This window comes from Halorubrum rutilum (genome assembly GCF_042665015.1).
Taxonomy (GTDB): domain Archaea; phylum Halobacteriota; class Halobacteria; order Halobacteriales; family Haloferacaceae; genus Halorubrum; species Halorubrum rutilum.
In genome coordinates this window covers 72,063-91,324 of the sequence record NZ_JBHTBL010000002.1, presented here as the reverse complement: position 1 = coordinate 91,324, position 19,262 = coordinate 72,063, and the positions used below count along the sequence as shown (strand labels likewise).

Below are 19,262 nucleotides of genomic sequence, written 5' to 3'. Positions count from 1 at the left end.
ATACCCAAACATGGCTACACAATCCGAACGGCAGACCGGTCCCGCGGGATGGATACGAGGTCTCGACGTCAGCGTCACGCTCACGGCCGTCCTGTTCTGGACGGTCGTCCTCTGGTGGGCGTCAACCCAGCAGTGGTCGACGGTCAGGTACGGCGTGCTGTTCGTCGGCGGCATCATGACGGTGTACGCCCTCAACGAGACCCGCGAATCGCTTGAAGAAGGCAGCCGGATAGACGCATTAGTGTTGCTGCCGTCGGCCGGCGTGCTCATCACGGCGTCGTTCTACTTCTTCTTGAACTTCGAGATGGTGTATCTCCTCCGTCAGGGGTTCGCCAGCGAGCACGAGTACATGCTCGCGCGGCTCATCATCATCTCGCTGCTGTATCTCACCTGGCGCGAGTTCGGGAACCTGTTCCTCGGGCTCGTCATCGGCGTGATGCTGTACGCGATGTTCGGCGACACCGTTCCGGGCGTCCTCGGGCACGCCGGAATGAACCAGCTGACCCTCCTCCAGGCGACGGTCACGGACCTGTACGGGTTCTACGGCTCGCTCACGCAGCTGACCGCGTCCTGGATCGCGCCGTTCCTCCTGTACGCCGGGCTGCTGTTCGCGTACGGCGCGTTCGACCTGATCCTCCGGCTCGCCATCGTCGCGGCCGGCCGCATCCGCTCGGGCGTGGCACAGACGGCCGTGCTCTCCTCGGCGGTCATCGGCTCTATCAACGGCTCGTACACGGCTAACGCCGCCATGACGGGGTCGTTCACGATTCCGACGATGCAAGAGAGCGGGATGTCCGGCCACCGCGCGGCCGGCATCGAGGCCGTCGCCTCGACCGCGGGACAGGTGCTCCCGCCGGTCATGGGCGCCTCCGCGTTCGTGATGGCGTCGTACCTCGGCGTGGCGTACCTCAACATCGTCGTCGCGGGGCTGGTTCCCGCGGCGATCCTGGTCGCGTCGATCGCCATCGCGGTCCACTACACCGCGATCAGCGACTCCAGCGACCAGGACATGGAGTTCTCGGAGTTCTTCGACGAGACGCTCTCGCGCAACGAGAAGGTCGCCGAGGCGCTCCGATTCGGCATCCCGTTCGGCGTCCTGATCTACTACCTCGGCTTCGCCCAGTACACGGTGATGACGTCGGCGATGTACACCGTGTTCGCGATGATGCTCACGGGCGTTCTGATGCCGCCGCTCCAGCGGCTCGTCGACGGGTCGGACGTCTCGCCGGTCTCGGAGTTCGTCACGCAGATCAAGAACACGATTCACGGCTTCCGGCGAGGCGCCATCATCCTCGCGCCCATCGCCATCATCCTCGTGGTCATCAGCGGCGTCGTGAACCTGTTCTCGACGACCGGCGTGCCCGCGAAGATCGCGCTGTTGATGATCAACCTCTCCGGCGGCGTCCTGCTGTTCGCGGTGTTGCTCGGGATGGCCGTCGCCATCGTGATGGGCGTCGGGATGCCGACGGTGGCCGCCTACGTCATCGTGGCTATCCTCATCGTCCCCACGTTCGTCTCCGAGTTCGGCGTCGCGGAGATCACCGCTCATTACACGATGTTCTACGCGGCCATCTTGGCGGGCATCACGCCGCCGGTGGCGACGGCGGCCGTCGTCGCGGCGGGCATCGCGGAGGCGAACTTCTGGCGGACCTGCGGAGCGGCGCTGAAAATCGCCGCGCCGCTGTTCGTCCTCCCCGTCGCGTTCGTCTACAACCCCGCCCTGATCTCGATGTCCCCGGGCCTCAACACGCTCTTCACCGGTCTCCTGGTCGTGATGGGCGCCATCTCCATCATCTACGGGCTGAACTACCCGTTCGAGATGTCCGTCGGGCGCGTGATCCTCACCCGGAGCGCGCTCGCGGTGCTCGGCGTGCTCGTCATGACGTACCCGATGGTGCTCGCGAAGGTCGCGGGCATCGTCGTCTTCACCGCCGTCTTCCTCGCTGAGAAGGTGATGGTCCGCGGGCTCAAGAACCCGTTCACCAGAGAGGTGAAACAATGAGCCCGAGCAGAGAGGCGCCCGAAGACCAGGTCGACACGTCCGACGTGGGCGGCCTCGCAGAGGTGATTCCGGATCCGCTGCTGCCGGTCTGGCGCCGCATCGAGCTGATTCAGGAGTTCCGCAGAACCCACAGCGACACCTACGTCACGGCCTTGGAGATACTGACGGCGATCGCGCTGGCCGTCGGGTACGGCTGGTGGGTGCTACTCTACTTCGCCGGCGGCGGCGTCAGCCTGTAGCCGCCGGCCGACCGGTCGACGCTCCCCCGCTCGCTCGCGGCGCTGCTCACTGCGGACGCGACCGCGGAAACCGGTGGGGCCGAGCTCACTCGAACCACTCCGCCGCGCGCTCGACGTCCTGCGGGATGTGGTACTCGCGCTCGCAGACGTCGTCGAGGTACGACCGCAGCTCCGGCGCGAACTCGGGGTGCGCGCAGCGCTCGATTATCAGCTCCGCGCGCTCGACCGGCGAGAGCCCGCGCACGTCGGCGACGCCCTGCTCGGTGACGAAGACGTCGACGTCGTGCTCGGTGTGGTCGACGTGGAACGTCTGCGGGACGACCCGCGAGACGGCGCCGTCGTTCAGCGTCGAGGGGAGCGCGCACACCGTGATCAGGGAGTTCCGGTTGAAGTCGGCCGAGCCGCCGACGCCGTTTATCATGCGCTCGCCGCGGACGTGCGTGGAGTTGACGTTCCCGTAGAGGTCGACCTCGATCGCGCTGTTCACGCCGATCACGCCGAACTGGTCGATGAGTCCCGGGTGGTTCGAGACGTCGGCCGGCCGGAGCACCACGTCCTCGGCGTAGCGCTCGACGTCGTCGAAGAGGCGCTCCTGGCCCTCGTCGGTGAGCGCGAGCGACGTCGCGCTCGCGGCTTCCAGTCCCCCGGCGTCGAGCATGTCGAAGAGGCCGTCCTGGATGAGCTCGCCGAAGTACACCACGTCGCGGTCGCCGAAGTCGAGCGCCTGCAGCTCGCCCATCAGCGCGTTGCCGAGCGAGCCGACGCCGAACTGGAGGTGGACGGCGTCGTCGAAGACCGGGGAGCGCTCCAGTTCCCCCCGGAGGAACTCACCCAGGTTGGCGGCGATCGCGAGGTCGTCGTCGGTCGGGTCCCGGAAGGTGTACGTCGAGTCGGGCCGCTCCGTCTCGACGACCCCGGCGAGCTTCGCGGGGTCGAACGCGACGTGTGCGGTCCCGATGCGCTCGCCGGGGTCGGTGAGGGGGATCGGCTCGCGGTCCGGCGGCGCGTCCGGCCGGTACACGTCGTGGAGCGCCTGGAGTTCGAGCGGCTGGTGGCGGTTCAGCTCGACGTACAGCTCGTCGGCGGCCTCGACGAACGCGGGGACCTGCCCGAGCGACGTGGACGGGACGAACCAGCCCTCGCCGACCGCGACCGCCTCGACGACCGCCACGTCGGGGTCGACGAGCCCGCCGTACTGGACCTCGTCGCCGATCGAGGAGGCGTTGCGGTCGCTGAAGGCGACCTCGCGGGCGTCGGTCTTCTCGCGGGCGACCCGCGACGACTGGTAGGAGAAGCGGCGCTCGACCCCCCCGGAGCCGACCAGCTCGACGTCGATCTCGTCGCCGACCTTCCCGCTGGCGACGAGCGTGAGCGACAGGTCGCGGGGCGACGACGCCAGCGCCAGCGGGATCGCCTTCGGGTAGCCGACGCTGCCGAAGCCGCTCGTGAGCACCGTCGCGTCGGCGTCGAGCGCGGCGGCGGCGGTCTCCGCGTCGACGATCGGGAGGTCGCCGCGGAGCCGGTCCTCGACCGGCCGCCGGTCGGGCCCGCGGCTCATCGGCGCCCTCGCGGCGGCGACGTCGGGCGCTGGCTCGGGGCGGTGCGACCGTCGGTGGCGGCCCGAATGCGGCCGCCGCGAGTCGGGGTGAACGCGTGGGGTGTCATGGTGTCGAACGCGAGGGACGCGCCGCGCGGGAGCGGTGAGCCCGACGGCGGCGCCCGGCGAGTGGCGGTCGCAACGTCGGACGGCCGGGACTTAAACCGTCACCTTCGCCGCGAGCCGCTCCGCGATGTGCTCGCCGAACGGCAGCGAGGAGGTGAGCCCGGGGGAGACGGCGTTGAGGACGTGGACGGCGTCCTCGCGCTCGACGAACAGCGGCTCTTTCACCAGGTCGCCGTCCTCGCTCACGAGCTGGGCGCGGATCCCGGCGTAGCTCTTCTGAAGGTCCTCGGCGCGCACGTCGGGCACGAGCTTCTGTGACGCCGTCGCGAACTTCTCCTTGCGGTACGACTTGTTCAGCTCCGCCCACGCGACCGAAAGCATCAGCGGCGAGGCGAGCAGGCGCCGGAAGCCGCCGTAGGTGAGCGTCTCCAGCAGCTCGCGGGGGTTCACGTCGGTGTTGTCGTACGCCTCGCGGCCGAACGCGAGCACCGCGTTCGGGCCGACGATCACCTTCCCGTCGGTGCGGCGGGTGTAGTGGACGCCGAGGAAGGGGAGCTCGGGGTTCGGCGTCGGGTAGATCATCGTCTCGCAGAGGTCGGCGCGCTCGGGCCGCACCTCGTAGTACTCGCCGCGGAACGGGACCACCTGGTACTCCTCGCCGACGCCGACCTGGTGGGCCAGCGTGTCGGCGTGGAGCCCCGCGGCGTTGACGAGGTACGGGACCTCGAACCGACCGTTGCTCGTCGCGAGCCGGTACCCCTCGGCCGCCTCCTCGATCCGGGAGACCTCGTAGCCGGTGTAGATCGTGACCCCGAGGTCGCGGGCCTCGCGGGCGAGCGCGTAGACGTACTGCTCCGAGTCGACGGAGGCGGCCTCCGGGGCGCGGAACGCCGCCTGACCCTCCGCGTGCGGCTCGTGCGCGCGGATCGCCTCGCGGGAGTCGAGCCGCTCGTAGGCGACGCCGTTGGCCTCGGCCTGCTCGGCGAGGTCGTCAAGCCGCGCCGCCTCCTCGTCGTCCGTCGCGACGACGAGGACGCCCAGCTCCTCGCAGGGGACGTCGTGCTCCTCGCAGTACGCCTTCATGCGGGCGGTCCCCTCCGTGGCGAACCGCGCCTTCTTCGAGCCCGGCGGGTAGTTGAACCCCGGGTGGAGCACGCCGGAGTTCCGGCCGCTCTGGTGGGAGGCGAGGTGGTGCTCCTTCTCCAAGACGGCGACGTCGAGGTCGGTGCGCTCGGCGAGGTGTTTGGCGACCGACAGTCCGACGCAGCCGCCGCCGACGATGGCGACGTCGTGGCGCATCATTGGTCGTCCGACGGATCCGGGAGCGGTGTGATATAGGTGCCGTTCGGGGCAGGCGAGGGCGGCGTCGGAGACGGGCGACCCGCCGGCGACCCGCCGACGACGCTACAGGTCGTACTGCTCGCGGACCAGGTCGTCGAGGCCGCGCGCTTCGAGGACATCGAGGGGCGCCAGCATGTCGAGCTGGACGACGCCCGGGAGCCGCCCGATCTGGACGCCGCCGGTGAACGTGCAGCGCCCCCGGACCTCGCCCTCGCTCATGTCCAGCAGCTTCGTCGCGCGGTCGAAGGCGTTCTGGGTGGCGTCGTTGACGGTGGCGCCGGAGCCGACCACCTGGATCGGCGCCATCTCCGTCTCGGTCTCGACGCCGTGTTCGGCGCCGAGCTCGCGGCCGGCCTCGCGCTCCGCCTCGGTGTACGGCGCGCTGATGAACGGGAGGTCCGCCTCGTTCGGGAGCAGGACGGGGCCGTCGAGGTCGAGCCCCTCGATCACCTCGACGTCCATGGTGACGGTGCCGCTCACGTCGGTGGTGTGGAGCGAGAGCTCGCCGTCCCCCTGGTTCGCGTGGAGGTCGCCGACGTAGATCCCCGCGCCGTCGACGGCGACGGGGCAGATCAGGGTGGCGCCCGGCCGGACCTCCGGGATGTCCATGTGGCCGTCGGTGCGTTGTTCGAGGTCCGCCTCCGTCTCGACCCCGTAGTCGTGGTCGGCGCCGATCAGGCTCTGGCCGAAGTCGCCCGCGTTGTGCGAGTCGGGCATCGTCACGGGCGGCGTCGTCCCGATGTTGCCGATAAAGGGCCGGAGGCGACCGAGCGTGCCGGGCATCCCGTCGGGCTCGTAGAGGAGGATCGGGTGTTGGCGGGAGTTCTCGGGGATGTCCATCACCTCGTCGGCGTCGGTCGCGAGCTCGTGGGCGCCCTCCTTGTCGAGCGTGACGCCGACCGCGTTCTCGTGGTCGAACGCGACGGTGTAACCGTACTCGAAGCCGAACGAGGAGGCGTTGGCGCCGCACTCGGCACAGCGGATCGCGTCCTCGCCGGTCCCCTCGACGACCGAGTCGGGCCACGTCGTCCCGCACTCGGGACAGCGGTGGTCGACGAACGGGTCGTCGCGGAACGCCTCCTCGCGCTCGGCCATCGACCCCGTGCTCGTCGCCATGCTCGTCACCTCCACGTCGCGGATGCGGATCGCGACGGCGTCGCCGACCTCGGCGCCCTCGACGCGGATCGGCCGCGTCACCTCGTGGCCGCCCCGGAACGAGGGGGTGACCATCGGCCCCCAACACCCCGGCGGCGTGTACGTCCGTATCGTCCCGCCGTCGGCGACGGTTCCGGCCCACTCCTGGTCGGGCCCCACCAGCCCGAGCGTGTACTGATCGACGTACAGCTCCTCGCTCACTTCCTGCTGTGACATACCATATCATCCTACGTGCGAGACCGAAATAACGCTACTGCTCGCGGAAGGAGCGGTGAGCGTGCGACCGGTCTCAGACCGGGCGAACGCGACCGGTCAGGCCGGCTACGCCGCGCGGTCGGCGGCGCCGTCGACCAGCTCCTCGGCGACCGTCGCGGCGTCCATCAGGGCGGGGTCGACCGCGAGGTCGGCGACGCCGGCGACGAACTCCGGCAGCGACCGCTCGGCGTACGTGACGGCGAGGGCGTCCGGGTTCAGCTCCTTGGCGATCGGGATCCCGGTCGCCTCCTCGACGTCGGTGAGGACGAAGTAGGCGGCCTCGGCGATGCCAGCGTCGGCGAGCGCGTCGGCGGTGACGAGCCCGTCGATCCGGCGGACCGCGACGCCGAGCGCGGCGAGCTCCTCGCCGAGGCCGTGCTCGTCGGGGCCGGCGACGACGGCGAGCGCGCCCCCGTCGGTGGCGGGCTCGGCGGCGCGGTCGCCCTCGGTGCGACCGCCGTCGGGGCGGGGGAGTGACTGGCCCGCCATCACTCGTACTCGATCGTCGCGGGCGGCTTGTGGGTCACGTCGTAGACGACGCGGGCGACGTCCTCGTTCTCGCCGGTGATCCGACTCTGGATCCGCTGGAGCGTGCTCCAGTCGAGCTCCTGTGCGCGGGCGGTCATCCCGTCGCGGCTCTCGACCGAGCGCACGGCGACGACCCAGCCGTGGACGCGGTTGTCGCCCTTGACGCCCGTCGCCTTCCCGAGGACCGCGGCGAACGCCTGCCACGGGTCGTACTCCACCAGTTCCTCCTCGACGACGTGCGTCGCCTCGCGGGCGACGTCGGCCTTCTCGGGCGTCACCTCGCCGACGATGCGGACGGCGAGCCCGGGGCCGGGGAACGGCATGCGCTCGGAGATGATCGCTTCGAGGCCGAGCTCGCGGGCGACCTCGCGGACCTCGTCCTTGTAGAGGTCGCGCACGGGCTCGACGATCCCCTCGAAGTCGACGACCTCGGGGAGCCCGCCGACGTTGTGGTGCGACTTGATGTTCCCCTCCGACTCGATGCGGTCGGGGTAGATCGTCCCCTGCACGAGGTAGTCGGCGTCGACGTCGCGCGCGACCGTCTCGAACTCGTCGATGAACCCCTCGCCGATGACGTGGCGCTTCTCCTCGGGGTCGGTGACGCCCGCCAGTCGGTCGAAGAAGCGGTCCTGCGCCTCGATCACCCGCAGCGACTCCATGAACGAGAACGTGTCGCGGATCTCCTCGGTCTCCCCTTTGCGCATCAGCCCCGTGTCGACGTAGACGGGGGTGAGCTGGTCGCCGACCGCCTCGTACGCGAGCGTCGCCGCGACCGAGGAGTCGACGCCGCCCGACAGGGCGATCACGGCGTTCGCGTCGCCGATCGCCGCCCGGATCTCCGCTATCGCCTCGTCGATGAACGCCTCCGTCTCGACCATCTATAGCCTCACGTCCGCGTTCCGCTCGGTTGTGTCCGTCGATCCCAGCGCCGCCTCCACGAGCGCGACGAACGGCGGGCTCGCGCGGTCGGGGCGCGAGCGGAACTCGGGATGCGCCTGCGTCCCGAAGAAGAACGGGTGGTCCGGGCGTTCGAGGATCTCCATCCGGTTGTCGGCGCGCCCGGAGAAGGTCAGCCCGTCGGCCTCCAGCGCGTCGATGTACTCGGGGTTCACCTCGTAGCGGTGGCGGTGGCGCTCCGTGCAGGCGTCGGCGTCGTACACCCGCGCCGCGAGCGTGCCGGGCTCGATGTCGGTCTCGTGGGCGCCGAGCCGCATCGTCCCGCCCATGTCCTCCGTCTCGTACTGGTCGGGGAGGAGATCGATGACGGGGTGTGGCGTGTCGGGGTCGATCTCGGCGGAGTGTGCCCCGTCGAGGCCGAGGACGTTGCGCGCGTGTTCGACGACCGCCATCTGGAAGCCGAGACAGAGCCCGAGGAAGGGCACGTCGTTCTCGCGGGCGTACCGGACCGCCTCGATCTTCCCGTCCGTGCCGCGGGAGCCGAAGCCGCCGGGGACGACGACCGCGTCCGCCGACGCGAGCCGCGCCTCGTGCTCCTCGCGGGTCTCGTCGGCGTCGACCCACAGGACGTTCACCTCGGTGCCGGTCTGGATCCCGGCGTGTTTCAGCGCCTCGTGGATCGACATGTAGGCGTCTTCGAGGGCGTACTTGCCGACGAGGGCGACGTCGAGCTCGCGGTCCCGGTCGCGGGTGACCAGCTCGCGCCACTCGGTCGAGCGCTCCGCCTTCGGGAGCGCCTCGTCGGCGAGGCCGAGCCGCTCCATCACGTACTCGTCCAACCCCTCGTCTTCCACCATCAGCGGGACGTGGTAGATGTCCTCGACGTCGGGGTTCGAGAAGACGGCGTCGGTGGGCACGTCACAGAAGAGGGCGATCTTCTCCTTCGTCGCGGGGTCCAGCCGGTCCTCGCAGCGCCCGACGAGGACGTCGGGCTGGAGGCCGATCGACCGCAGCTCCTTCACCGAGTGCTGGGTCGGCTTCGTCTTCTGCTCGCCGTTCTTCGAGTAGGGGACGAGGGTGACGTGGGTGAAGAGGATGTCCTCGTCGTCCTCCTCGTGGGCGAACTGGCGCAGGGCTTCGAGGAACGGCATCGACTCGATGTCGCCGACCGTCCCGCCGATCTCGACGAGACAGACGTCGGAGCCCTCGGCCGCCTCGCGGATCCGTCGCTTGATGTCGTCGGTGACGTGGGGGATGATCTGGACGGTCTTGCCGAGGTAGTCGCCGGCGCGCTCGCGCTCGATGACGTGCTGGTACGTCTTCCCCGTGGTGACGTTGTGGTCGAACGTCATGTCGGTCCCGAGGAAGCGCTCGTAGTTGCCCAGGTCGAGGTCGACCTCGCCGCCGTCCTTGAGCACGTACACCTCGCCGTGCTCGTAGGGGTTCATCGTCCCGGCGTCGACGTTGAGATAGGGGTCGACCTTCACCGCGGTGACGTCGAAGCCCGCGTTCGCGAGGAGCCGCCCGGTGCTGGCGGCGGTGATCCCCTTCCCCAGCCCGGACATGACGCCGCCGGTGACGAACACGAACTTCCGACCCAGCGACGGGTCGTACCCTGTGTCGGGATCCGTTGGCATATCGACCGTCCGTCAGGGGCCGGCAAAACCGTTTCGGACCCACCGTTTCGACTGGACGTTCGTGACGTTCTCGCGGGGGTCGGCAGCCCGGGGACCCGAGCGCCGAGCCGGCCGCGTCAGTCGGCCGCGACGAGCTTGTAGCACAGCCCGGCCTCGTCCGACTCCTCCGGGGCGCGCTCGGCGTAGTATATCGCGCCGTCGGCGACGAGCGGCGCGCTGCTCACGTCGCCCCGACCCTCGACGGACCAGGTCACCGAGCCGTCCGCCCGGTCGAGCGCGTAGAGGTTCGCGTCGTACGAGCCGACGAGCACGTGGTCGTTCGTCGCGGTCACGCTCCCCGTGATCCACCCGCCCGTCGGGGTCGACCACAGCTCCTCGCCGGTCGCCAGGTCGATCGCGTAGGCGCTGCTGTCGTGGCTCCCGACGTAGACCGTCCCGTCGTGGACGGCGGGCGCGCACATGACCCCGCCCGTCCGGCCCGGGTCGGGGTCGTCCGTCGGCGAGACGCTCTCGTCGGTCTCGAACTCCCAGAGCCCCGTGCCGTCCGCGACGTCGACGGCGGTGACGGTGCCGGCCCACGACGGGACGACCGCGATCCCGCGGCAGACCGCGATCGGGGCCTTGACGTCGCCGCCGGTGTCGAACGTCCACGCCCGCTCGCGGTCGGAGAGCGACCACGCGTAGACGTGGCCGTCGTTCGAGCCGAAGAGGAAGCGGTCGCGCTCCAGGTCGACGGCGACCGTCGAGTGCGGGTGGTCGGTCGGCCGGTCGTCGCGCCACTCCACCTCGCCGCTCTCGGCGTCCATGATCACGACGGTCCCGCTCGGCGTCGCGTACTCGACGGCGACGTACAGCCGGCCCTCGTGGTAGGTCGGGCTGGCGGCCGCCGCGTCGCCGACCTCGGTCTGCCACAGGACCTCGCCGTCCGCGACAGAGACCGCGGAGACGACGCCGTCGTAGGTCCCCACGTAGGCCGTGCCGTCGGCGACCGCGGGGGTGCCGTGGCTCCCGCGGTCGTCGTCGGAGATCGAGGTCGACCAGGTCACGGTCCCGTCGGACGCGATCGACTGGATCCGGCCCGTGTCGTCGGCGAGGAGGACGTCGCCCGACGGCGCCCGTATCGGACTCCCCTTCGAGGCGGTGTGGTCGCCGCGGTTCGCCGGCACGCTCCACGCCACCTCGACGGCCTCGGGGATCGTCGCGTCGATGTGGCCGTGGTTCCGGAGCCCCTGCCGGAACTGGGTCGCGAGGCCGTCCGGCGACTGCGGGCGGTCGTCGAGGGCCAGCGGGAGGTCGACGCCCTCGAAGTCGGACTCGACGTCGCCGTCGGGCGAGTCGGTCCCGTCGGTCGACCGGTCGTCTCCGAGCGAGCTGCATCCGGCGAGCCCCGCGACGCCGACGCCGCCGGCGATCCGGAGCCAGTCGCGACGCGTTCGTTCGGTCATGGGTAGCGATTCGCGGGTGAGGGTAAAAAGCCGTGTCGCTCGGCGGCGCGGCGGTGCGGCGACGGGGGGCGGTGCGGCGACGAGGGGGCGGGAGAGCGCGCCCGGAGCGAAAGGCACTCGTGGGTCGCGGCCGCACCGCTCGGTCGGTATGAACTGGTCCCGGTCCCGCCCGCGGTCGCCGCGGTCGTGGCGGTCGCGGTCGCCGTGACGCATCGCCTCCCGCCCCTGATCGTCGGGTCGTCGATACCGAACCCGTCGCCGGAGAGCGTCGCGCTGTACGCGGTCGGCGGACGGTTCGTCTCGTTCGTCCTGATCTACGGCCTCCTGCTCGGCGTCACCGTCGCGGTCGGGCGACGGGGCTCGACCGAGGGCGACGGAGCGACCGTGCTCGCGACGGGCGTCGTCGCCGCGGTCGCGTACCTCGGCGCGAGCGCCGCGCTGCTGTTCGTCCTCGATCCGAGGCCCGTCCTCGTGAACGCGGTCGCCGGGGTCGGCTCCGCCGTCGGCGTCGGCGTCCGGTTGGCCGTCGTCGCCTTCGCCGGACTCGCGCTTTCGGAGCGGGTATAGGATGTCTGAGTAGACGGTTGCGGATCGGCAGTGAACGGCTCCGAGATCACGACCGCTTGGTTATAGATAGATGAGCACGGACCGACGGTGAAACCCTCCAAAGCCCCAGCCGCTCGGCCAGACGCGATTGACACCGGATTACCGGTGAAACCCTCCAAAGCCCCAGCCGCTCGGCCAGACGCGATTGACACCGGATTACCGGTGAAACCCTCCAAAGCCCCAGCCGCGAGGGCGACTTACGCTCGCTGCGCTCCTCAGTCGCTCGCGCTGCTCGCTCCTTGCGGTGCTTTCGTCGCCTAAGTCGCCCTCGCGACTGCCCCTTTGAGTCTCACCCGACCGCACCACAACCGAAGCCTCACGCCTCCCCAGCCTCGTCGGTCGTCTTCCGCGTTGCTTCGGACGACCGACTCCCTCGCACGCGCTCCTTCGCGGCCGCCACCGGCGGCCGCTCGGAGGCGCGCGCCACCGCATCGTGTATCATCCGGCTTCCTAGCCGTCACTGTTCGGGTTTCGGATGAAGTTTTGCGAGGGAAGAGCGCTCCGAGAGCGTCTTCCCGCATCACGGGGGGTGGACCCCGGCGATGCGAGGGGAGGGGAGGGATTTGAACCACGGTCGCGCCGGAGGCGCTCCCTGATTCGAATCCTCCCGCTTGTGCATTCGCGCGCTGTGACGCGCTCATGCGAGGGGAGGGATTTGAACCCACGGACCTCTACAGGAGCGGATCTTGAGTCCGCCGCCGTTTCCAGGCTTGGCTACCCTCGCACGCGTGTTTTCTTGATGGTTGTCTGTGTAAGCCCTTTCGGATTGAATCGCCATACGGAGGCGATATGTCCTCGTTCCACCGTCAGGTTTTGACGGACCCGCGACCGACGTTTTGGGTCATGCTGTAATAAAGATTCCACGTCCACGGACCAAGTGAGACTGACGTTTTGGGGCCTCAGCAGGGTCCCAACCCGGTGCCGTCGGGGACGGATTTCGACCGGACATTTTGAGGGTTGAGCGGGGTCGAACGAAAATGACGGACCTGCAAAATCGACGTTTTGAGGGGTGAATCAGTACAGCGTCGAGCAGTCCTGCGCGACTACTCTATCGGTTGAACAGCACCGGGTGGGGGTAACTCCAGGAGATACTCTGGACCGACGTGGTAGTTGTAGTGCCCATACTTCAGTGACCTCCGTGGCTCTCGGTTGAGTAGCATCTCCTTGGTCGCTCCGCCCAACATCTCGACAGTGGTTCGCTCGTCGTTCTCTGGGGGTCCATGCGGAAGACGACACTGTACGTAGTAGTCAGCATCGACGCTATCCGTCTCCACAATCAGGTCGGGATTCTCAGCCGGTGAGCACTTGACATCGACTTCTACCGTTTCATCGGAGGCGTCCCGCTCAGCAAACCGAACCCGGAAGTCTGAACCACCGTCTGTCCGAGAGAACGTTTCTGTGTCGACCTGAAGGTCGTAGTAGATGGCAAACGCCATTTCTCCCAGAGCACCGATGAAGTGGCGCTTGTGAGCTTCATGTCCCCACCCCTGTTCGCCCGCGTCACTATACCACTCATCATTATCCTCGAACGAGCCCATCCGCTCCTGACTGATTTGTCGAGCACGGCGGACGTAACGCGGCGTCACCTCGACGCTGACCGGCATTAGATGAAACCAGGGCCTACGCGGTCACAACGGTTTCGACGGAGTTGACGGCAGGTCGGCTCCGGTGAATCCCATCAGTCTCACGGAACGTAGTTACACGGGCCGGGCGAGAAACCGGCATCCCAGTCAACGTTCGAGCCAGTAATACCAGTCCTCGATGGCTTGCTTCGTGTCGTCATCGACATTCACGGGTTCCAGTTGCTCCAGTGGAACGCCGAGTTCGCGGTCCATCCACTCGACGGTTACGTACTGCTGGCTGAGCGTCGGCTCCGTCGACGACATTCCGACGACGCGTACTGTCTCACCTTCCTTCAGCGGTGATTCCTCCCGTTCGGTGGTACACCGCGCCTCGAAGGGGAAGTCAATCAAGTCGTCCAGGTAGGCGTGCCAGCCGTAGGCTTGCTCCTCGACGGTGTAGGCATCGACGATGACTCGCATCTCGATGCGCTCCTCGCGTTCCTCGTCTCGCTCGGTCATGGCTCACCGCCAGCCCGCGTGTGGAACGACGCCCCCGATTTGAACTCGGTCAACTCCTCGATGCGACTCTCAAGCTCTTCTATCTCGTCGCGGAGTTCCTCGGCTTCCTCGCCTTCGGTGGCCGCGAGTTGGTCTTTGAGACCTTGGAGGCGCGTCTCCTTGCGTTCCTCGTCAACCTCCGCCTTGCGGACGTACTCACTCTCCTCGATGTCGTACACGTCGCTTTCGGAGAGTTCCGTCACGTCGAGTGCGTCGTCTACTTTGTCGCGGTCGACTCCCAGCACGCGCTCGCGGTCGATACCCGCGTCTTCGAGGACCGCCAGCACTTCCTCGTCGTCCTTGAGCGAGCGGTTCCGCCGTGTCGTGCGCTGGACGGAGCCGAACGGCCCACTTACCGGACGGTCGTGGTGGAGGCGATTCAACAGTACGTCAGCCACGTCCTTGCGGAGGTCGTTGGCGTCCCGCTGTACGTCCGAGAGCAGGGTGTAGAGATTCACCAGCGCGTCCGTCTCCATCTCGGGGAGGTCGGCCACGTCGTGGCGTTCAAGCGCGTCGATGAGTAGGAGAGCGTCCGCATACACGTCCAGCCCCTCGGGTTCGGTTCGTTCCTCGTCGGTGTCTGGCTCACCGTCGAGCAGTTGCGTCGAGGTTGGTCCCTCGGTTTTGGTGATGACCCCGGCGTCTTCGTCGACCTCGAAGCGCGGATGAAGACTCAGCACGGCGGGATACGGGTCACCGTCGGGCGGCAGGCGGTCAAGCTCGAAACCCCCCGGCTCGTCGGTTATATGCCGGTATAGCGTTTCGAACTGGTCGCGCTGAAGTGGACGCGTTTCGTCGATGTCGCGGTCGAGAAACTCGATGATGACCCGTTGTTCTTGTACGTCGTTGACGCGAAAGCGGTCATTCGATAGCGGCGTGATGAGTGTCGACCCCTCGGGGAGGTCGTCGAGTTCGTCCAAGAGCGTGTGCCAGGTGACACTGAAAGGCATACGTCGTGTTCGCGGGGGAAGCACGCTAAACCTTGCTCCGAGTCAGGACTACCGAAGCGAACGGATGTGCCCCTAATCAGGCAATACAGTCCCTTTACCGATTTAATTCGAGGGATACGGGTCCGGCGTCTTAACACAATATAATAGAGAAATGCTGATTCGCTCGAATTAATTCGTTTTAGCGTCTGAGAGTAGAGATTATGCAGACCGACCCTGCTACCAGCGCCGTCAAGTACGGCTCCGGGTTGCCGACTCCGACGTGTAGACCCGTGCCGGTTTCGGGACCCGGGTCAACGGCGCGGTGTCTGGCGTTTCTGATAGCAGAGTCGCCTTCAGGAGGTCAGAATTACCTATGGTTATCTAAACTGGTAGCACTCAACAGTCGTACCGTAGTGGGTAACAATCTCTGCTCATGACACAGCTAAAACCACAGGATAACTACGTCACGGTAGGCGAAGAACCTCGACCGAGACGAGAAACCGGGTTATCAGCCGAGTGTTCGATAGTCTCAGTACACCCGAAACGTCTCTAAGTACTCCTCAATCACGTCCTGTTCTTCAGCTGTAATACCGAACATACGGTATATCATTTCATTCACCTTCTCTTCTAACTCTTCAAGATTGGTTTCAGTCACAGTTGCCTCGTCTGAACGCAGGGCTTCCAGCAGTGTCTCAACACCACTGTCGCTACGTGGAATGGGGATAGTAGTTGTCTCACCGCTCTTAACATTACGTCCATCAACAGCCGCATGAACGTACTCAGCGCGGCGCTTCCGGGATTCGCGGTCGTCTGCGTACATCGCTGGGTCGTTGATGATATCGGACCGGCCAGCCTGGACTGTAAAGTTCCCATCTACGTCACCCTGCACCTCGGCGTTCACCGGATAACGGCGGGTCTGCCATTCGTAGTTGATGTAATCGAGTTCGCCATCAAACTCTCCGAGGTACGCCTCCGGAAACCGTTCGGTCTTGCTTTCCGTATCTAACGCCGTCGTAATCTCTGATATGTGATTACATATCTCGGCACGGTCGCTGTCGTCACCCCAGGCAATCGGGAGGGGAGTCAGATAGTTTGTAGTGTATTTGTAGTACCCATCGACTTTCAGCGTCGTGTAGTGCTTGAGATAGAAGTCCAGCGCGTTAGAGTTCAACAGCCCAGCGAACGTATCTGTCCGGTCTTTGAACTTATCTTCAAGCTGGACACCGTAAGCGGCCTTGAAATACCACGTCCCAACGTCATCCAGCATGAACGTCGCTTCTGCCGCGATTTCAGAACAGATGAGCTTCGGGTCTTCAAACCGAGTCATACTCTTGGGGTATCCGAACCCGTACCAGTCGTCACGACCCTCGAATCGGCCACCTTCTCGACTCTCTAAGGTGTCTCGATGCTCGGTCAGGTACTCCCACGTCAGCGGTAACTCACTCTCCAACCGCTCTTGTTCGATGAGGTTCGACGTAAGATTGCCGTCGTCATCCTCCTCAAGAACATACGGCACGATAGCGTGCTCGCCTGACCAATCCCCACGCCAGCGATTAATGTCACGACCCTGTAACCACGGGCGGAGCGCATCCGTCTCGATTTCGTACTCACGGGACTCACCTTTCGGCACCACTGTCACTGTATCGCCAGTATCGTCAGCAGAGACACGGTCGGCATCAACGGGTGTCACCAGAAACACGTTGTTGGCACTGGTTTGAGTTCCAGCGAACACAGAGTCCGTAACGTCGCCTACGGTCGCATCACTTGCGGACTCCATCTTGTGGATGATTTTCAACTCCTCGGGCGGCATCAACGACCAATACCCGTCATCCAAGTCCCCCTGCGGATAGTCGAACACGTTAATCAGTTCGTCCTCGTATCCCGGCTCACCGCGATGCTCGCGGACGGCCTCGATGACCGCCGTATCGAGGTCGCGGTTCGTAGGCGCTTTCGTATCAGCCTTGACTCTGACACACCGGATTTCGTTCGCTTCACGCTCATCGGAGTCCGGCTCGTCTTCCAGCATAACGATAGCAGGGTAGTTCTTCGCGTCTTCAAACACGCCGGAGTCACGGAAATCATAGACCTCCTCGATGCGCGCCTCCTCAAGCAGGACACGCCGCAGACCCTCGCCGTAGTCAGTTACCATGAACTGGTTCGGGGTGATGAATCCGAGTTTTCCGGTTCCTTCACGGAGCCAGTCGAGGCCCCGCTCGTAGAACGGACAGTAAATGTCGTAGTTCCCCGTTGTGGAATCATACAGCCGGTCCAGCATCTCTTTCTGCCTATCTGGGAGATTCTGGGTACGGACATAGGGCGGATTCCCCACGACGTAATCGTAGGTCATGTAATTCTTCACGACGAGCGCGAGCACGGTGTCCTCGAACATCTTGAATAGCCGCCCGTCGTTGTGCTCCTCCTGAAGGTACCGAACGTTCTCCAACATGTCGTCGACGTAGGGCGCGAAGAACTCCTCGACGCCGGAGTACTCCTGTGACGTGTGGGCATTTATCCGCTCTTCCAGCCCGCTCTGGTAGGTCCAATCGAAGTCGCCTCCGAACTCCTCAGCCAGCGCCATGTGGTCCTTAACAGTGTCCAACACGCCTTGCAGAGCCGCAAAGTACTCGTCGAAGTTGCTCACCCCCGTCTCCAACTGGATGGTGTCGAACAGCGGCATCCGCACCCGACGCACCAGGAACCCGTCCTCCGTCTCTGCGGCCTCCTCCTCGTCTACCTCGACCGGAAGCGGCACGGGAATCCGCACGTCCTGGTCGTCCTCGGTCATCGCGTCGAAGGTCATCTGCCGGGTGCCGTCGTCGCCGAGGTCCGCGCCGGTCAGCTCCCGCTCATTCCGGAGCGTGTCCGTCCGGTAGATTGGGAGCCGCCGAAGCGTGAATCCCGGGTTCTGGGTCTTGGCCTCGCGGTAGGCTGGGAGGATAGCGACCACGAACCGAATCTGGGCCATCAGCACCGCGAACGGGTGGATGTCCAGTCCGACGATGCGCGGGCGGGTACAGAGGTCCCGCAGGTGTTCCTCCCAGTCCGGGTCGTCTTCAAATGTCTCTACGTCCTCGATATATCGCTCGACGGCTTCCACGAGGAACGTGCCGGACCCGCACGACGGGTCGATGAGCCGCTCGTTTGAGACACCACGCTCGTACTCGACACCGTCCATAATGTAGTCGATGACGGGCTGAGGCGTGTAGAACTCACCCAGTGCCTTGCGCGTCTCCGGGTCGAAGTATCGCTGGTAGAGGTCCCCCAGCAGGTCGCCCTCCACGTCCTCGAAGTCGAACCGTAGGACGTTGAAGAACACCTCCGCGACGGCGCGGCTGAAGCGGTTTCGCGTGGCCTCACTTACCCGCTCCACGTCGCCCGTTCCTCGGGCGACATCCTCGAACTGGTTTGCACCGGTCTCGTGCCCGCGTGAGAGTTGTTCAGCGTAGCCATCAGTCCACCAGATGAAGATGTCGTCCTGGAACAGCCCCTCGACCAACTGCTCTTGCATGTCGTCGATGAGGTTGTCCGCCGCGACGGGGAAGGCGTCGAGGTTGATGGTGTCGCCGAAGCCCTGCAAGCCCCGGAAGTAGTCGTCCATCCCCTCGTAGCCAGTGCCAGCGAAAAAGTCGTGGTCCTCAGTGGCCTTCGCCAAGAGGAGCCGGGCGAGCAGGGCGTGACCACTCTCCAGACAGAACATGAAGTCCCGGAGCGACTGCTTGCCGTTGATGAACGGGTCCCACGAGTTGGGGACTTCATCGGGCTCGTCGGCGTAGGTTGCCTCCCAGAAATCGTAGGCACCCTTCACGAACTTGGCGTCCTGCTCGTCGCGGAGTTCGTGCAGCACATCCATCATCCCAGTGACGAGGTCAGCGAACGGACTGCCGTCCTCTAATCGGAAGGTGTCGAAGAAGTGTTCTTGGCCGAGTTCTGCCTGCTCGTCCAGCGGGATGGGCTCCAAGTCGGCAAGGAACTGGTTCACGTCCTCGGGGTCTGTCAGGTCGAACTCCCGCTTTTCGAGGGCGCTCACGAGGTCGCGGGCATGGCTCTCGGTCACAGCGTCAAGAGCAACCGTGAGCATCGGCGCGTCCTGGTCTCGCCGGTAGAGCCGGAGTTCCTCTCCGTTCGTTAGCATCCCGTACTCTGAACGGAGATGCTCCATGTAGTGGAACAACTGCGATTCGTGGTCGGGGAGAGACCGGCCAGTCGTCTTGAACTCGTAGACAGCCGTTACTGCCTCGTTCGAGTCGAGCGTGATGTAATCTGGACGGCGGTCATCGGGGAGCGTAAACTCACTGCGGAGGTCGGTTCCGGTTCCCTCGTACCCGAGTGCATCGTAGAATCCGGTCTCCAGAAACAGATTCTCGACATCGCGCTCGCTCATATCATCGTCTGTCCGTTCGGCGATGCGATGGAGAGACTCGTAGAGTGCCGTAGAATCTGCCATT

14 protein-coding genes and 1 tRNA gene are annotated in these 19,262 nt (G+C 66.0%); 3 read left to right on the top strand and 12 right to left on the bottom strand.

The genetic code is table 11. The features are described 5' to 3' along the window. Positions 1-10 precede the first annotated feature (10 nt). Both ACFQMF_RS03260 and ACFQMF_RS03255 read left to right on the top strand, forming a co-directional pair. Positions 11-2,002: a TRAP transporter permease gene (locus tag ACFQMF_RS03260; protein WP_256407729.1), complete on the top strand. Its 1,992-nt coding sequence runs from the start codon at positions 11-13 to the stop codon at positions 2,000-2,002. After that, positions 1,999-2,241 (top strand): hypothetical protein, encoded by a 243-nt coding sequence (locus tag ACFQMF_RS03255; protein WP_256407730.1) that lies wholly within the window; start codon positions 1,999-2,001, stop codon positions 2,239-2,241. The genes ACFQMF_RS03260 and ACFQMF_RS03255 overlap by 4 nt, the downstream gene beginning before the upstream one ends. Positions 2,242-2,326: 85 nt before the next feature. Here ACFQMF_RS03255 and ACFQMF_RS03250 read toward each other — a convergent pair whose 3' ends face one another. From ACFQMF_RS03250 to ACFQMF_RS03220, 7 genes are all read right to left on the bottom strand, one after another. Then, positions 2,327-3,799: an acetyl-CoA hydrolase/transferase C-terminal domain-containing protein gene (locus ACFQMF_RS03250; RefSeq protein WP_256407731.1), complete on the bottom strand. Its 1,473-nt coding sequence runs from the start codon at positions 3,797-3,799 to the stop codon at positions 2,327-2,329. A gap of 198 nt (positions 3,800-3,997) precedes the next feature. Next, the gene (lhgO, locus tag ACFQMF_RS03245; RefSeq protein WP_256407732.1) at positions 3,998-5,206 is read right to left on the bottom strand and encodes an L-2-hydroxyglutarate oxidase; all 1,209 of its coding nucleotides are present in this window, start codon (positions 5,204-5,206) and stop codon (positions 3,998-4,000) included. Between the two features lie 102 nt (positions 5,207-5,308). Continuing rightward, positions 5,309-6,616, bottom strand: coding sequence for an acetamidase/formamidase family protein (locus ACFQMF_RS03240; RefSeq protein ID WP_256407733.1), 1,308 nt, complete (start codon positions 6,614-6,616; stop codon positions 5,309-5,311). Between the two features lie 105 nt (positions 6,617-6,721). After that, complete coding sequence (locus ACFQMF_RS03235; protein ID WP_256407734.1) at positions 6,722-7,144, bottom strand: DUF7126 family protein; 423 nt, start codon at positions 7,142-7,144, stop codon at positions 6,722-6,724. Continuing rightward, a complete protein-coding gene (guaA, locus tag ACFQMF_RS03230) occupies positions 7,144-8,061 on the bottom strand; it encodes a glutamine-hydrolyzing GMP synthase (RefSeq protein ID WP_256407735.1) in 918 nt (305 codons plus the stop codon). The genes ACFQMF_RS03235 and guaA overlap by 1 nt, the downstream gene beginning before the upstream one ends. Next, positions 8,062-9,717 carry a CTP synthase gene (locus ACFQMF_RS03225; protein ID WP_256407736.1) on the bottom strand — a complete coding sequence of 552 codons (1,656 nt, stop codon included), beginning with the start codon at positions 9,715-9,717 and terminating at the stop codon, positions 8,062-8,064. It lies immediately after the preceding gene. Positions 9,718-9,833: 116 nt separating this feature from the next. Next, positions 9,834-11,162, bottom strand: coding sequence for an outer membrane protein assembly factor BamB family protein (locus ACFQMF_RS03220; protein ID WP_256407737.1), 1,329 nt, complete (start codon positions 11,160-11,162; stop codon positions 9,834-9,836). 186 nt (positions 11,163-11,348) lie between these two features. Between ACFQMF_RS03220 and ACFQMF_RS03215 the strand changes: the two genes are divergently transcribed. After that, on the top strand, positions 11,349-11,729 hold the full coding sequence (locus ACFQMF_RS03215; RefSeq protein WP_256407738.1) for a hypothetical protein: 381 nt from the start codon (positions 11,349-11,351) through the stop codon (positions 11,727-11,729). 679 nt (positions 11,730-12,408) lie between these two features. Here ACFQMF_RS03215 and ACFQMF_RS03210 read toward each other — a convergent pair. The 5 genes from ACFQMF_RS03210 to ACFQMF_RS03190 form a co-directional block, all read right to left on the bottom strand. Beyond that, positions 12,409-12,492 (bottom strand) — tRNA-Leu (locus tag ACFQMF_RS03210). Between the two features lie 319 nt (positions 12,493-12,811). Next, a complete protein-coding gene (locus ACFQMF_RS03205; RefSeq protein WP_256407739.1) occupies positions 12,812-13,372 on the bottom strand; it encodes a hypothetical protein in 561 nt (186 codons plus the stop codon). A 126-nt stretch (positions 13,373-13,498) separates the two neighbouring features. Continuing rightward, a complete protein-coding gene (locus tag ACFQMF_RS03200; protein WP_256407740.1) occupies positions 13,499-13,849 on the bottom strand; it encodes a calcium-binding protein in 351 nt (116 codons plus the stop codon). After that, on the bottom strand, positions 13,846-14,838 hold the full coding sequence (locus tag ACFQMF_RS03195; RefSeq protein ID WP_256407741.1) for a DUF7983 family protein: 993 nt from the start codon (positions 14,836-14,838) through the stop codon (positions 13,846-13,848). Before ACFQMF_RS03195 ends, ACFQMF_RS03200 begins: the two co-directional genes overlap by 4 nt. Positions 14,839-15,346: 508 nt before the next feature. Continuing rightward, complete coding sequence (locus ACFQMF_RS03190; protein ID WP_256407742.1) at positions 15,347-19,261, bottom strand: Eco57I restriction-modification methylase domain-containing protein; 3,915 nt, start codon at positions 19,259-19,261, stop codon at positions 15,347-15,349. Position 19,262: the final 1 nt, after the last annotated feature.

Excerpts from the sequence above, each read along its gene's own strand:
- ACFQMF_RS03260 (WP_256407729.1), top strand. The coding sequence starts at position 11 with ATGGCTACACAATCCGAACGGCAGACCGGTCCCGCGGGATGGATACGA.
- ACFQMF_RS03255 (WP_256407730.1), top strand. The coding sequence starts at position 1,999 with ATGAGCCCGAGCAGAGAGGCGCCCGAAGACCAGGTCGACACGTCCGAC.
- ACFQMF_RS03250 (WP_256407731.1), bottom strand. The coding sequence starts at position 3,799 with ATGAGCCGCGGGCCCGACCGGCGGCCGGTCGAGGACCGGCTCCGCGGC.
- lhgO (WP_256407732.1), bottom strand. The coding sequence starts at position 5,206 with ATGATGCGCCACGACGTCGCCATCGTCGGCGGCGGCTGCGTCGGACTG.
- ACFQMF_RS03240 (WP_256407733.1), bottom strand. The coding sequence starts at position 6,616 with ATGTCACAGCAGGAAGTGAGCGAGGAGCTGTACGTCGATCAGTACACG.
- ACFQMF_RS03235 (WP_256407734.1), bottom strand. The coding sequence starts at position 7,144 with ATGGCGGGCCAGTCACTCCCCCGCCCCGACGGCGGTCGCACCGAGGGC.
- guaA (WP_256407735.1), bottom strand. The coding sequence starts at position 8,061 with ATGGTCGAGACGGAGGCGTTCATCGACGAGGCGATAGCGGAGATCCGG.
- ACFQMF_RS03225 (WP_256407736.1), bottom strand. The coding sequence starts at position 9,717 with ATGCCAACGGATCCCGACACAGGGTACGACCCGTCGCTGGGTCGGAAG.
- ACFQMF_RS03220 (WP_256407737.1), bottom strand. The coding sequence starts at position 11,162 with ATGACCGAACGAACGCGTCGCGACTGGCTCCGGATCGCCGGCGGCGTC.
- ACFQMF_RS03205 (WP_256407739.1), bottom strand. The coding sequence starts at position 13,372 with ATGCCGGTCAGCGTCGAGGTGACGCCGCGTTACGTCCGCCGTGCTCGA.
- ACFQMF_RS03200 (WP_256407740.1), bottom strand. The coding sequence starts at position 13,849 with ATGACCGAGCGAGACGAGGAACGCGAGGAGCGCATCGAGATGCGAGTC.
- ACFQMF_RS03195 (WP_256407741.1), bottom strand. The coding sequence starts at position 14,838 with ATGCCTTTCAGTGTCACCTGGCACACGCTCTTGGACGAACTCGACGAC.
- ACFQMF_RS03190 (WP_256407742.1), bottom strand. The coding sequence starts at position 19,261 with ATGGCAGATTCTACGGCACTCTACGAGTCTCTCCATCGCATCGCCGAA.